At 73.3% G+C, this 13,172-nt stretch carries 13 protein-coding genes and 2 pseudogenes; 6 read left to right on the top strand and 9 right to left on the bottom strand.

What is annotated here, in order from left to right; all coding sequences use genetic code 11:
• Nucleotides 1–235, top strand: a pseudogene (locus tag GSF22_RS21645) (hypothetical protein); the annotation flags it as partial.
• Nucleotides 236–384: 149 nt separating this feature from the next.
• On the top strand, nt 385–1,479 hold the full coding sequence (locus GSF22_RS21640; protein ID WP_307804194.1) for a hypothetical protein: 1,095 nt from the start codon (nt 385–387) through the stop codon (nt 1,477–1,479).
• Between the two features lie 129 nt (nt 1,480–1,608).
• On the opposite strand, the gene GSF22_RS21635 is transcribed toward GSF22_RS21640, so the two are convergent.
• Nucleotides 1,609–2,115 carry an SRPBCC family protein gene (locus tag GSF22_RS21635; protein ID WP_208815562.1) on the bottom strand — a complete coding sequence of 169 codons (507 nt, stop codon included), beginning with the start codon at nt 2,113–2,115 and terminating at the stop codon, nt 1,609–1,611.
• A gap of 101 nt (nt 2,116–2,216) precedes the next feature.
• Nucleotides 2,217–3,506, bottom strand: a complete 1,290-nt coding sequence (locus tag GSF22_RS21630) for a CaiB/BaiF CoA transferase family protein (protein ID WP_208815561.1) — start codon at nt 3,504–3,506, stop codon at nt 2,217–2,219.
• Nucleotides 3,507–3,573: 67 nt separating this feature from the next.
• Between GSF22_RS21630 and GSF22_RS21625 the strand changes: the two genes are divergently transcribed.
• Nucleotides 3,574–4,434 (top strand): ATP-grasp domain-containing protein, encoded by an 861-nt coding sequence (locus GSF22_RS21625; RefSeq protein ID WP_208815560.1) that lies wholly within the window; start codon nt 3,574–3,576, stop codon nt 4,432–4,434.
• A 52-nt stretch (nt 4,435–4,486) separates the two neighbouring features.
• Here GSF22_RS21625 and GSF22_RS21620 read toward each other — a convergent pair whose 3' ends face one another.
• The 3 genes from GSF22_RS21620 to GSF22_RS21610 form a co-directional block, all read right to left on the bottom strand.
• A complete protein-coding gene (locus tag GSF22_RS21620; protein WP_208815559.1) occupies nt 4,487–5,482 on the bottom strand; it encodes a TerC family protein in 996 nt (331 codons plus the stop codon).
• Between the two features lie 202 nt (nt 5,483–5,684).
• Nucleotides 5,685–6,731 carry a glycosyltransferase family 9 protein gene (locus GSF22_RS35785; protein WP_208815558.1) on the bottom strand — a complete coding sequence of 349 codons (1,047 nt, stop codon included), beginning with the start codon at nt 6,729–6,731 and terminating at the stop codon, nt 5,685–5,687.
• Entirely contained in the window at nt 6,728–7,912 is a 1,185-nt protein-coding gene (locus tag GSF22_RS21610; RefSeq protein ID WP_208815557.1) for a glycosyltransferase family 4 protein, read from the bottom strand. Before GSF22_RS21610 ends, GSF22_RS35785 begins: the two co-directional genes overlap by 4 nt.
• A gap of 91 nt (nt 7,913–8,003) precedes the next feature.
• On the opposite strand from GSF22_RS21610, the gene GSF22_RS21605 reads away from it, so the two are divergent.
• Nucleotides 8,004–9,179, top strand: a complete 1,176-nt coding sequence (locus tag GSF22_RS21605) for a CaiB/BaiF CoA transferase family protein (RefSeq protein ID WP_208815556.1) — start codon at nt 8,004–8,006, stop codon at nt 9,177–9,179.
• Between the two features lie 65 nt (nt 9,180–9,244).
• Here the strand turns inward: GSF22_RS21605 and GSF22_RS21600 are convergent, their stop codons facing one another.
• Nucleotides 9,245–9,655: a DUF2267 domain-containing protein gene (locus GSF22_RS21600; protein WP_208815555.1), complete on the bottom strand. Its 411-nt coding sequence runs from the start codon at nt 9,653–9,655 to the stop codon at nt 9,245–9,247.
• A gap of 190 nt (nt 9,656–9,845) precedes the next feature.
• On the opposite strand from GSF22_RS21600, the gene GSF22_RS21595 reads away from it, so the two are divergent.
• Nucleotides 9,846–10,115, top strand: coding sequence for a DUF2795 domain-containing protein (locus tag GSF22_RS21595; RefSeq protein ID WP_208815554.1), 270 nt, complete (start codon nt 9,846–9,848; stop codon nt 10,113–10,115).
• 28 nt (nt 10,116–10,143) lie between these two features.
• On the top strand, nt 10,144–10,818 hold the full coding sequence (locus GSF22_RS21590; protein ID WP_208815553.1) for a DUF1345 domain-containing protein: 675 nt from the start codon (nt 10,144–10,146) through the stop codon (nt 10,816–10,818).
• Nucleotides 10,819–11,091: 273 nt separating this feature from the next.
• Here GSF22_RS21590 and GSF22_RS21585 read toward each other — a convergent pair whose 3' ends face one another.
• The 3 genes and pseudogenes from GSF22_RS21585 to GSF22_RS21575 all read right to left on the bottom strand — a co-directional run.
• Nucleotides 11,092–11,757: a hypothetical protein gene (locus GSF22_RS21585; protein WP_208815552.1), complete on the bottom strand. Its 666-nt coding sequence runs from the start codon at nt 11,755–11,757 to the stop codon at nt 11,092–11,094.
• A 96-nt stretch (nt 11,758–11,853) separates the two neighbouring features.
• Nucleotides 11,854–12,825 carry a pirin family protein gene (locus tag GSF22_RS21580; protein ID WP_208815551.1) on the bottom strand — a complete coding sequence of 324 codons (972 nt, stop codon included), beginning with the start codon at nt 12,823–12,825 and terminating at the stop codon, nt 11,854–11,856.
• 162 nt (nt 12,826–12,987) lie between these two features.
• A pseudogene (locus GSF22_RS21575) lies at nt 12,988–13,172 on the bottom strand (hypothetical protein); the annotation flags it as partial.

Here is a 13,172-nt window from a genome sequence, read left to right as displayed (position 1 = left end):
GTCGCCGACCGGCAAGCCGACCCACTGCCCGACCGGGGATCCGCACGGCAAGGACCCGCACGGTCCCGGACACCCGCATCCCGGTGACCCGTGCCCACCCCATCCGCCCGGACCGCCGCACCTGCCGAAGACCGGTACGGACACCGGTCCGCTGCTGGCCGCCGGGGGCGCGCTGCTCGGCACGGGCACCCTGCTCCTCCTGCTGAGCCTCCGGCTGCGTCGCCGGTCCGCCTGACCGGTCCCGGGTGTCGTCACGTCACCGCGTGACGGCACCCGGGCGGCGTGATCTGTTTCGGACGGTCACGTGATGGGATCCGACAGTATTTTCCGGTCCGGTACGGCAACCTGACGGATGTCATCGATCTGCCTCTATAGGAGGTATCCGTGCGGACCCGTCCCCTCGTCCTGCTCACCGCGCTGTTCAGCCTGCTGGCCGCCGCGTTCGTGGGCACCACCGCACCGGCCTCGGCAGCCACCGCCGACCGGTGGGGCTTCGCCTACGTCCAGGATCCGACCGTGCCGGTCTGGACCACCCTCGACACCACCCGACAGTGGGGCAGCTGGAAGGCCGCCGCCCCGCTCGCCTGGGCCGACGGCATCAAGGTCACCCCCGGCCGGTTCCTCGTCCGGTTCCCCGGGATCGGCACCGGCTCCCGGGGCGTCGTGCACGTCACCCCCGTCAACCGCACCGGCCACTACTGCGAAGCCGTCCGCTGGTACCAGTCGGGCGCCGACCAGATCGTCGACGTGCAGTGCCACAAGCCCGGCGGCGGCTGGGACGACAGCCCGTTCACCGTGCTGTGGACGCTCAGCTCCGGTGTCCTACTGGCCGGTGTCGGTAGCCACGCCTACCTCCAGTACGGTGCCGGTGGCATCGTCCAGGCGTACAACTCCACCGGCGGCGGCGTGAGCGTCACCCCGGGTGGTGTCGGGCAGTACCAGGTGAAGCTCGGCAGTGTCGGGCTGGCCGGAGTGCTCGCCGGCAACGTGCAGGTGACCGCGGTGCAGCCGAACGCCCAGGCCCGCCGGTGCAAGGTCTACCACTGGTACGCCAGCGGACCCGACGTGATCGTCCACGTCTTCTGCCACGACCTGGCCGGCACGCCGATCAACAGCGAGTTCACCCTGTCGTACCACCGCCAGCGGGCGGTGTTCGGCGACTTCGGCCCGCCGAAGTACTTCGGCTACCTGGCCACCGCCGCCGGTGGCCCGACCAACTACAACCACCCGGTCGGGGTCGGGGTCAACAGCGTCGGCCCGGTCGCCCCGGCCGGACGCTACCTCGTCACGTACCCGCAGCTCGCACAGAAGGAGACGCACGCCCAGGTCACCGCGCAGGGCAGCGGGTCGTACTACTGCAACCTGACCGGCCCGTGGAGCTTCGTCGGCGTGGACGCGCAGGTCGACGTGCTCTGCTTCGACAACGCCGGGGTACCCACCCCGCACGGCTTCCTGTCCACCTTCAGCTCCCGGATCTGATCCGGCTCCAGCTGAGCTGATCCGGCCCCGGCTGCCGGATCGGATCCGGACCGCCGGGTCGTACCCGGGTACGGCCCGGCACCCGGTGGCCGGTCGACCGGGCTCCGCCGCCGCACCGATCCTCTTCGGTCAGCTCCTGCGATGGTCCCCGTCGGTCAACGCCTGTCGCGCGGCGGCGAGCACCACCGGATCGGCGCACCCTGCGGCATAGCCGGCGATCCGCCGCCGGATGTCCCGGCCGAGCAGCCAACGGCCGACCCGGTCGGCGACCGGTCGCAGCAGCGCCGGACGGCAGCGGAAGCTGTACCGCCAGGTGACCACCGTCCGGCCGGGCACCCCGGCGGGAGCGAACCGCCAGCCCCCGGCGAACATCTCGAAGAACCAGGGGCCGCGCACCATTTTCATGCCGACGTGGCTGGGCGGGGCGAAGGAGACGTACTCGCTGACCATCACCAGACCGTGCCGGGACCGGGTGACGGTCCGCACCCCCCGGCCCGGCCGGGTCGCACCGTCGGTGAGGTACTGCTCCCGGACGAACGGATCCCACCGGTACCGCACCGGGGCCAGCGTCTGGGAGACCGCGAAGGCCAGCTCGGGCGGTACGGGCACCTCGGTCACCGCTTCCACGACAGGCATCCGCCCCAGTGTAAGGAAGGGCCCCCTATTAACGCTTTCGGTAGAGGAAGGGCCCCTTCCTAACACCTGTGCGGTGTCGACTGACCGTCCGCCAGCAGTGGTCAGGCCACGCCCGCCGACCGGAGTCGGCCGATCTCCCCGGCGTCCAACCCGAGCCCGGCCAGGATCGCGTCGGTGTCCCGGCCCAGGGCCGGCGGCGCGTCGGTCACCGGGAGCGGCCGGCCGTCGAGGCGTACCGGCGACCGGACCTGCACACCACCGTCCACCTCCACCAGCAGCCGCTGCGCCACCAGTGGATCGGCGAACACCTCCGGGACGGTGTTGACCGGCGCGGCCGGTACCCCTGCCTCGTCCAGCAGCTCCAGCCACCGCGACCGGGGCGCGGTGGCCAACCGCGCGATGAGCACGGGCCGTAACGCCTCCCGGTGCCGCACCCGGTCGGCGTTCGTCCGGAACCGGTCGTCGTCAGCCAACTCCGGTACGCCGAGCACGGCGACGAGCCGGACGAACTGCCGGTCGGTACCCACCGCGAGCGCCAACGGCCGGTCGGCCGTCGGGAAACTCTCGTACGGGACGATGTTCGGATGGGCGTTGCCCATCGGCACCGGTTCGACCCCACCGACCAGCCAGTTCGCCGCCTGGTTGGCGAGCAGCCCGACCACCGCGTCGAACAGCGGCACCTCCACGTGCGCGCCCTGCCCGGTGTGGTCGCGCCGGCGCAGGGCGGCGAGGATCCCGGTCGTGGCGAACAGCCCGGCCGCCAGGTCGACGATCGCGACCCCCACCTTCGTCGGTACGCCGTCCTCCGCGCCGGTGATCGACATCAGGCCCCCGGCGGCCTGGGCGAGGAAGTCGAAACTCGGGCGGCCAGCGGCGGCGCTGTCACTGCCGAACCCGGTGATCGTGCAGGTCACCAGACCGGGGTTGGCGGTACGCAGGGCGTCCGGGTCGAGGCCGAACCGGGCCAGCCGGCCCGGTAGGAAGTTGTCGACCAGCACGTCGGCTGCCGTGGCGAGCCGCCGGGCGATGGCCGCGCCCGGCGCGGACCCGAGATCGAGGGTGAGCGCCCGCTTGTTGCGGTTGGCCACGGTGAAGTACGCGGCGGTCCCGTCGGCGGCGAAGGGCGGTCCCCAGTGCCGGGTCTCGTCACCGCGTCCGGGCAGTTCCACCTTGATCACGTCGGCGCCGAGGTCGGCCAGGTGCATGGTCGCGAACGGACCGGCCAGGATCCGGGACAGATCCAGTACCTTCAGCCCGGCGAGCGGCCCGCTCCGGTGTCCGTCGGCGGGCCAGGCCGGGTCCTCGGCCCGACGCGATTCTCCGTCGTGGTCGCCTGTCCATCCGTCCGGCACCGTCACCGACTCCCCCACGCCGTCGTACTCCCCGGGCACCTCCCCGGTTCAGCCCGGCGGTGGCATGGTCGCACAGCAGGTTGATCATCACTGACACGATGATCCGGTGCTGTTCCTCGTACCTCATGATCCGCTCAACCCGCGCCGGCCGGACCCGCACTTCGCGGCAGAGGCCGCAGCGGCCCGCGACGCCGGCTGGCAGGTCGGCCTGGTCGACCACGACGCGCTGGGTCGGCCGGGCGGCGCGGTCGGGGCGGCCGCCCGCGTGCCGGCCGGTGGGCCCGCCCGCTACCGGGGGTGGATGCTGTCCGCCGACCGGTACGCCGACTTCGCCGACGCCCTCGCCCACCGGGACGTCACCCTGGTCACCGGGGCGGCGGAGTACCGCCGGGCCCACGAACTGCCCGGCTGGTACGGCACGCTGGCCGGGGCGACCCCGGAGTCGTACTGGACGGTGGGCGCGGAGCGGGACGACGTCCTGCGGACCGCCGACCGGCTCGGCAGCGGCCCGGCGGTGCTGCGCGACTACACGAAGTCGATGAAGCACCACTGGCACGAGGCGGCGTACCTGCCGGACGTGGCCGACCACGCCGGGGTCTGGCGGGTGGCCCGCCGGTTCCTGGAGCTGCGCGGCGACGACTTCACCGGCGGACTGGTGGTGCGGCGTTTCGAACGGTTCGCCGGCCGCGAGGTGCGGACCTGGTGGCGGCACGGCCGGTGCGTGCTGGTCGGCCCGCATCCGGACACCGACGACGGTACGCCCCTGCCGGAACCCGACGGGGCCGCGCTGACCGGTCTGGCTGATCTGGTCGGCGGCACCGGACTCGACTTCGTCACGGTCGACCTGGTCCGCCGGGACGACGGCCGGTGGCGGGTGGTCGAACTCGGCGACGGACAGGTCAGCGACCGGCCGGCGTCGATCTCCCCCGCCCGGTTCCTGGCCGCGGTCACCGGTGCCGGGTGTTAACAGGGGCCCCTTCCTCTACCGAATGCGTTAGGAAGGGGCCCTTCCTTGCACCTCAGGTGTTGGCGGGGAGTTTGCGGGTGGCCCGCAGGCTGGTCAGGGTGACGATGACGAGTACGCCGATGATGACACCCAGCGAAGCGAGGGTCGGGATCTCCGGAACCCAGGTCCAGACGCCGTGCGCCCAGTGCAGGGCGAGCTTGGCGCCGATGAAGGCGAGGATGACGGCCAGCCCGTAGCTGAGGTGCACGAGTCGGGACAGCGCGGCGTGCAGCACGAAGTACAGGGCGCGCAGGCCGAGCAGCGCGAAGGCGTTGGTCGCGAAGACCAGGTACGGGTCCTCGGTGATGCCGTAGACCGCCGGTACGGAGTCGACCGCGAAGACCACGTCGGTGGCGAGGACGGCGACCACGACCAACGCGAGCGGGGTGAGCGCCCGGCGGCCGTTCTGCCGGACGACCATCTTCGTGCCCTGGTAGTCGTCGGTGACCGGCATGAAGCGGCGCAGCAGCCGGACCGAGCGCATCTTCGAGATGTCCACCTCCTGCTCGTGGCCGGTCAGGGCGTCCCGGAGCAGTTTGACGGCGGTGGCGATGAGGATCGCGGCGAAGAGCAGGAACGCCCAGTCCAGGGTCTGCAGGGCGGCGGCGCCGAGGGCGATGAAGACCGCGCGCAGGACGAGTGCGCCGGCGATGCCGTAGAGCAGGACCCGCTGCGCCAGCACCGCCGGTACGGCGAACGCGGCGAGCAGCAGCATGAACACGAAGAGGTTGTCGACGGAGAGGGACTTCTCCACCAGGTAACCGGTCAGGTACTCCACGCCCTGCTGGGAGCCCCAACGGGCCCAGATGTAGCCACCGAAGGCCAGGGGCAGGGCTATGTAGAAGGCGGACCAGCCGAGCGCCTCCCGCATCGACACCTCGTGCGGGCGGCGGGTGACCAGGAAGTCGAGGACCAGCAGCGCCAGCACACCGACGATGGTGACCGCCCAGAGCGTCGGCGAACCCACCGACGTCAACTCGGACGCAGCAAAATAGGGCGTTTCGGTCACGGAGCCTCCTCGAACACCAACACGGGTCCGAGGTCTCCTTCACCCGCCGCCGACTGCGGTGGGCAACCATCCGAGGCCGTCCGGGACGGCCGTACTGACCGGAGTGGTTCGTGGGAAGTACTCCCCTCGCGCCCCCAGATTAGGTCAGCCTGATCCGAAACGCCAAGCGGGGCGGGCAGGTCACACGGCCTGCGTTCCAGGGTCAGCACGGCTGTACCCGGTGCCGGCCCAGCAGGCCGGCGACCGCCGCGTGGACCCGTTCCGGCCGCAGGTCCGCCATGCACGCCGGCCCGTCGGGGGACAACGGACAGTCACCCTGCCACCAGCAGGGCTGCTCGGTGATCGCGGTCGGCATCCGGTGTCCGCACTCCGGCAGGCCCTGGAGGTCCACCGCGCCGACGCCGTACCGGCGGGCCCAGGTCGGCCCGAAGAGGGCCACCGTCGCCGCGCCGGCCGCGGCGGCCAGCCGTACCGGGCCGGTGTCCGGTCCCACCACGACTCCGCCCCGCCGGGCCACCGCCGTGAAGCAACCGGCGAGCGTCGGCAGGTCCATGACGGGCAGCGGCGACACCGCCGGGGAGACCGGCCCGGGGCCGACCGAGAGTACCGGGCGACCCCGGCGGCGGAGGGCGGCGGCCAGTCGCCGCCACGACTGCGCCGGCCAGCGTTTGACCGCCATACCGGCGTCGGTGACCAGCACCACCGGTGCCCCTGCGGGCCGGGTCGTACCGTCCGGTCGGGCCACTCCGGCGGAGCCGACCAGGGCGGTCACCATCTGCTCCCCGGCCGTCAGGGCCGGCGGGGCGAGCGCCACCCGGGGCCGGGCGCCGACGTCGGCGGCCCCGAGCAGCCCCTCCTCGCGCAGGATCCGCAGGTAACGGGTACCGACCGGTTCGTCCGGCGGCGGCCGGCGCCACAGGTCGGTGACGCACCGGGCACCGGAGGCCGCGAGCAGGTCGGGGATACCGTCGTACCGGGTGGTGCTGACCACCAGGTCGGGTCGGCGCGCGGCGAGCGCCTCGCGGACCGCCTCCCGTTCGGCACCGGGCCGACCGTGCGCGGGGGTGAGCACGGTGTCCACCGCTGGATCGGCGTGCAGCAGTTCGGCGCCCGGGTCGTGGGTCAGCACCCGCAGCCGCGCCCCCGGGTTGCGCCGGGCCAGGGCGTGCACGGCCGGGAGCAGCATGATCAGGTCACCGATCCCGCCGAGCAGGTCGACGACCAGGATGTCCCGGTACCGGCCGGTCACCTGCCACGCCCCAGTACCTGCTCGTAGATCCGCCGGTGTGACGCGGCCACCTGCGGCCAGGACCGCTCCCGCGCGAACCGGTGACCCCGTTCGGCCAGCCGGGCCCGCAGCCCGGGATCGTGGAGGAGCCGGTCGACGGTACGGACGATGGCCGCCGGGTCCCGACGGGCCGGGATCAGCGCGACGGCGCCGTTGTCGCGGAGTTCCGGGTCTCCCCCGTCGGGTTCGGTGACCGCGGTCGGCAGGCCGTGCGCCAGCATGGTCAGCAGGGCTCCGCTCTTGGTGGTGACCCCGGCGGTGAACGGCAGCACCGCCACGTCGGCGGCATGCAGGGCTGCGGAGACCCGTTCGGCCGGTAGGTGTCCGGTGAAGTGCACCACCCCTTCGACCGCGTGCCGACGGGTCAGCCCGGCCAGCTCCGCGTGGAATGCCCGGGCCTCCGACGGCGGCAGTGCCTGCGAGGTGAACCCGCCGACCACCAGCAGCCGCAGGTCACCGTGCCCGGCACGCAGCGCCGGCAATGCCTCGATCAGTTGCCGGACCCCCTTCACCGGGTGCACGAACCCGAAGAAGACCAGCACCGGTGCCTCCGGTGGCAGGCCGAGGTCGGCGCGGGTCCGCTGGCGGCTGTCCGGCCCGGTGTGCCGTACGTCGACGTTCGGGGCGATCGGCACCCGGGTCACCGGTACGCCCAGCCGCTGCCGCACCGCCCGGCCGTGTTCCGGGTTGGTCGCCACCACGGCGGCGCTGGCCGGTACCAGACGCCCGGTCTCCCGGTCCCAGCGGCGGGACCGCTCCAGCACCGACCAGACCGGGTCGGGCAGCCAGCGGGGTACCGCCCACCAGCCGTACTCGTGCACCGTGGTGACCAGCGGCACCGCCCCGGGCAGCCGGAACGGCAGCAGTCCGGGCGCCCCGGAGAACCGGTACGCCGAGGGCGCGAACTGCACGTGCACCAGGTCGGGCCGGAGCCGCCGGACCTGGCGGGCCGCCCGCCCGGTGGCCCGCCACCAGCGTCCCGGCACGGGCGGTCCGGTGGGGCGTACCGGCACCCCGACCGCGTCCACGTCCACCCCGCCGAGGGCGTCGATCAGGCGGGCGACGTAGTCGCTCACCCCGTCGTGTTCCGGGCGGCCCGGCCCGTGCAGCATCGCCACCCGGATCGGTTCCGCACCGGTCACGCCGTCCTCCCGTCCGAGGTGTCACCGCGGCAGGCGCGTTCCCGGCCGGCAGGGGGCCAAACGGTCGACCGGGATGGCTTATCGTGGCGCGGTGACCGACGCTGCCCCCGCCCCGACCGGCGGTCCGCTCACCGGTGTCCGGGTGGTCGAACTGGCCGGCATCGGGCCGGGTCCGTTCGCGGTGATGCTCCTGGCCGACCTGGGCGCGGACGTCATCCGCGTGGACCGCACCGGGGAGGTTGCGCCCGGCACGCCCGGTTCCCCGCATCCGGACCTGCTCAACCGGGGCCGCCGCTCCGTCGCCGTGGACCTGAAGTCGCCGGAGGGCCGACAGGTGGTGCTCGACCTGGTACGTGGGGCGGATGTCCTGGTCGAGGGGTTCCGTCCCGGGGTGACCGAGCGGCTGGGGCTCGGCCCCGCCGACTGCCAGGCGGTCAATCCACGCCTGGTCTACGGCCGGATGACGGGTTGGGGGCAGGACGGGCCGAACGCCCCGCACGCCGGCCACGACATCGACTACCTGGCGCCGACCGGCGCCCTGCACGGCATCGGCCGGGCCGGGGAACGGCCGCTACCGCCGATGAACCTGCTCGGCGACTTCGGTGGTGGGGCCACGCTGCTCGCCCTCGGTGTGGTCGCCGCCCTGTTCGCCGTCCGGGCCGGTGGCGCCGGGCAGGTGGTGGACGCGGCGATCGTCGACGGTGCCGCGCTGCTCACCACCCAGATCCACGCCCTGCGTCGGATGGGCATGTGGCAGGACCCCCGGGGGGTGAACCTGCTCGACGGCGGGGCGCCCTTCTACGACACCTACGAGTGTGCCGACGGCCGTTACCTGGCGGTGGGTGCGTTGGAGCCGAAGTTCTACGACGAGCTGGTCCGGCTGACCGGGTTCCCGTTGGCGCCGGACGAGGCGCTGGACCGGACCGATCCGGGGAACTGGCCGGCGCTGCGCGAGTCGTGGGCCCGGTTGTTCCGGACCCGCAGCCGGGACGAGTGGGCCCGGCTGCTGGAGCGTACCGACGCGTGTGTCGCGCCGGTGCTGGACTGGCAGGAGGCCCCGGAGCATCCGCACCTCGCGGCGCGCGGCGTCTTCGTCGAGCATGCCGGGGTACGCCAGCCCGCGCCGGCCCCCCGCTTCCGCCGGACCCCCGGGGCGATCCGCCGCCCGCCGCCGCATCCCGGCGAGCACACCGACGAGATCCTCGCCGAGCTGGGGGTGGACGCGGACCGGATCCGGCAGCTCCGGACCGCCGGCACGGTCGCCTGACCGGCGCAGCCCGTCTCCGGTCCGCCGCCGGCCCGGTCGGTCCCGCACCGGCGTCCTCGGCGGGCTCAGCCGTGCCGCCGGGTGGCGCCGGGCGCCAACGCCGGTTCGACCATCTCGCGGTAGTCCCTCGGTAGCTGGGCCATCAGGTCGTCGAACTCACCACCGGTGACCGCCTCCCGCACGGTGGTGAAGACGGCCCGTACCCCGTCCCTCGCCTGTTGGTCGTCGACGCCCGCCCGGGCCGCGACCCGGCGGACGAACTCGGCCGCGTCGAAGCGGTCGGCGGCCTCGGCGGCCGGCAGTGGACGCACGACCGACTGCAACGGCTGCGGCAGTTGGGCGGCCAGGTCCAGCGCCTCACCGCCGGTCAGCCGCTCGGCCAGGGTGGCCAGGGCGCCCCGGGTCAGGTCGACCGCCTGGGCCGAGGCGACGTGGGCACGCCGGGCGACCTGGTCGATGAAGGTGTCGTAGTTCATCGCACTCCTCACGGCGGGCCGGCCGGCAGGGCCGGCGGCTGGATTCGGCGGCAGGCAACGGGTACCCCGCGTACCCGGGTCGCGGCGGCCGAAACTGCGGGCGTGAGCGGCGGCTGGGCGGGTAAGCGGCGGCGGGCCCGACCGACCCCGGCAGGCCCTGATCCCGACGACTGACGAGGGAGCCGCCGCGATGGTCAGCGACACCCAGGTGCTGCGGTACCTGTCCGGCCTGGACTACCCGGCCAGCAAGGACGACGTGCTCCGCGAGGCGGAACGTGAGGGCGCCCCGCACGACGTGCTGCGGGCGTTGCGGGCGCTGCCACCGGTCGACTACGCCAACGGCAACCAGGTGGCCCGGTCGGCGCGGATCGATCCGGCACCGGAGCAGGACGCGGGCGACCGGCAGGCCCGGGCCCGGGAACCGCACCACCGCGTCGCGCAGCACCTGCGCCGGATCTGAGCCCCTCCGCCGTGTCACCGGCCCGCTGATGACGCGTCGCAGGGGGCGGCCGGGCAGTCCGGCCGGTCGCCGGGAACCCGTCGCCGCCTCCTGGCAGCTCGCGGTGATGGGTGCCGCCGGGTTCACCGCCGGCATCGTGCTGGCCGTCCTCAACGATCCGGTGATCGGCCCGCTGCTGGGCTGGGACGTGGCGGCGCTGATCTACCTGGTGTGGGTGTGGCGGATCATCTGGCCGATGGACGCGGCGGAAACCGCCCGGCTGGCCGTCCGGGAGGATCCGAACCGCGCGTTGCGGGACGTCCTGCTGCTGGCCGCCTGCCTGGCCAGCCTGCTGGCCACCGGCGTGGTGCTGACCACCGCACACGCCGCGCACGGGGTCTACCGCAACCTGGACATCGCGCTGGGGACGGTCAGCGTGGTGCTGTCCTGGACGGTGGTGCACACCGTCTTCACCACCCGGTACGCCCGGATCTACTACACCGGACCGGACGGTGGTGTCGACTTCAACCAGCGGGAGCCGCCCCGCTACTCGGACTTCGCCTATCTGGCGTTCACCGTCGGCGCCACGTTCCAGGTCTCGGACACCGCGTTGACCTGCAACGAGATGCGGACCACGGTGCTGCGGCACCTGCTGCTGTCGTACCTGTTCGGGGCGATCATCATCGCCGCGACGGTGAACCTGCTCGCCGGCCTGGCCCGCTGACGACCCGCCTTCCCCGACGTCGCGTGCGGCGACGATACGGGAAAGGGCCGGGTTGGTCGTCGGTCGCGGAACCCACGACCCTGACCACCCGGCCCCGAAGAACCCCGGCGATGATTCCACGCCCGAACCGGGTCGCGATCACCGAGTGGTACCGACCCGCCCGAACCGGGCGAGCAGCAGCACGTGCCTAATCATACGATCAAACTTCAGCCGAACGGCTAATTGTGCGACAAGTGTGGGGCAGCCCACTACGATGATCATCGAGCCCGACGGTCAACCGTCGATCTCGGCGTACCGGTTCTCCAGCTCGACCCGGGCCAGTGCGCCGACCAGCCAGGCGAGCTTCTCCGACTCCCGGCCCCCGGCCAGCTCGGCCAGCTCCGTGGCGGAGCGACCGAGCCCGAGTCTGCGGGCAGCGGCCAACGCCTTCCGGTCCGCCACCGGCGCCACCTCTGGCCAGAGCGCCTGGGTCTCCCGCAGGAACAGGTCGGCGACCTGGTCGTCGACCCCGGGCAACGCGGTCAGCAGCGCCCGCTCCCGGTCGGGGGCGTACCGGGCCGGTGCCCGCAGTCGCCGCAGGTCCCCCCGGTACCGCTGGGCGATCACCAGGGCCAGGTCCCCCAGGGTGGTGGCGAGCGCGTCGACGTCGCCCCGCCAACCGCAGCTCCGCAGCACTCGCACCCGGTCGGCGTGCAGGGAGGCCGCCATCCGGGCGGCACTGTCCCAGCCCGCCTCGGCGAACGCCCGGGTGGTCCCCACGGCGCGCTGGAAATCGCCCGGCCGGCGCAGCAGCACGGACAGACACAGCACCTGGAACAGGCTGGACGGGTTGTTCGTCACCCGGATGCCGTACTGCTCCGCGAAGCCCCGACCACCGGCGACGAGCCGACGGATGAGACGTTTCCGGTCCTCGACGCTGGGACGCACACTGCCCGTCATGGGGTGCGACTACCCGGAAAGCCCGGCATCACGCCCCGCGCTCCGGGCGGCCGGCGGGCCGTCAGCCGGAGGTACGGCCGTCGCGGTCCCGCGCCGTCAGCCGGAGGTGCGACCGTGCCGGTCCCGTGCCTTGAGCCGGGTGGTCGGCATGTCGGGGGCCGGCAGTGGCGCCGCCGGATCGTCCAGGACCGGCGCGAACCGGCGGCCCGCCATCCAGTCCTCCCGGGCCTGGGCGATCTCCTCGTGGCTGCGCCCCACGAAGTTCCACCACATCACCAGGGGTTCGTCGAAGGGCTCCCCACCGAGCAGCAGCAGGCGGACGTCCTCGCCGGCCCGTACCGTCAGCTCCGGTCGACCCGGCTCGAGGTAGAGCAGGGTACCCGGGGTGAGGTGGGCGTCCGCCACCTCGGCAGCGCCGCTCATCACCAGCACACCGTGCTCGAACCGGGGGTTCAGCGCCAGGCGGGTGCGCGCCGGGCCGTGTCCCCGGAGCTCGACCCCGAGCAGGGGCGTGTGCACGACAGCCGGTGAGCGGACCCCACCGAACTCGCCGACGAGCACGGTCGCGGTGAGGTCCCCGTCCTGCCAGGAGGGCAGCGCGGCGTGGTGGGCGAAGTCCGGTGCCCCGTGCCGGGCGTGATCGGGCAGCGCCACCCAGAGCTGCACGCCGTGCATCACCGGCGGGTGCTGCGGAGGGGACTGCTCGGAGTGGGCGATGCCGTGTCCGGAGGTCATCACGTTGAGTTCGCCGGGGCGGATCGGCTGGGTGTTGCCGAGGCCGTCCCGGTGCAGGATCTCGCCCTCCACCAGCCAGGTGACGGTCTGGAGACCGGTGTGCGGGTGCGGTGGCACCTGCATGCCCGGACGGTCCGCCACGTCGTCCGGACCGAAGTGGTCGACGAAACACCAGGCGCCCACCATGCGCCGGGGCCGTTGCGGCAGCAGACGCCGGACGGTGGTGTAGCGCCCCAACGGCACGTCATGGCCGGGAAGCAGGACGCTTGCCGGCTCGGCGACCGTCGTACCGGGCTGCCGGGTGTCCGCCGGCATCGACTCCGTACCACTCATCGCTCGACTCTACGTCGCCGGCGCGGACCTGATCACCGGCCCGGTGCACCTCGAACGCGGCCGGGATGGGTGCGCCTTCCGCCGGCGCTGACCTGGGCATGCCGCTGGCCGGGTCCCCGTGTCCGGGGGCCCGGCCAGCACGCTCCGTCGCTGTCATCGGGTTCAGCTGGTGGTCCAGTGCTCGGCGACCAGGTCAGCAGCCTGCAACTCCCACTGCGCATAGTGATCCGGGAACGCCGACACCTGCACCGTCTGCGCCGCCGCCGTCAACGGCATCTCCTGCCAACCCTCGACCTGCTTCAAACCGGTCAGGAACGCCGTCGTCGAGTACTGCGGATCAGTGATCT

Source organism: Micromonospora echinofusca (genome assembly GCF_017614955.1).
GTDB classification, from domain to species: Bacteria; Actinomycetota; Actinomycetes; order Mycobacteriales; family Micromonosporaceae; genus Micromonospora; species Micromonospora echinofusca_A.
Note: the sequence above shows the minus strand (reverse complement) of the source record. Positions and strands in the feature narration are given on the sequence as shown.

Coding starts and splice junctions, on each gene's coding strand:
- GSF22_RS21585 (WP_208815552.1), bottom strand. CDS start 11,757: ATGACGGGCAGTGTGCGTCCCAGCGTCGAGGACCGGAAACGTCTCATC.
- GSF22_RS21595 (WP_208815554.1), top strand. CDS start 9,846: ATGGTCAGCGACACCCAGGTGCTGCGGTACCTGTCCGGCCTGGACTAC.
- GSF22_RS21600 (WP_208815555.1), bottom strand. CDS start 9,655: ATGAACTACGACACCTTCATCGACCAGGTCGCCCGGCGTGCCCACGTC.
- GSF22_RS21580 (WP_208815551.1), bottom strand. CDS start 12,825: ATGAGTGGTACGGAGTCGATGCCGGCGGACACCCGGCAGCCCGGTACG.
- GSF22_RS21590 (WP_208815553.1), top strand. CDS start 10,144: ATGACGCGTCGCAGGGGGCGGCCGGGCAGTCCGGCCGGTCGCCGGGAA.
- GSF22_RS21635 (WP_208815562.1), bottom strand. CDS start 2,115: ATGCCTGTCGTGGAAGCGGTGACCGAGGTGCCCGTACCGCCCGAGCTG.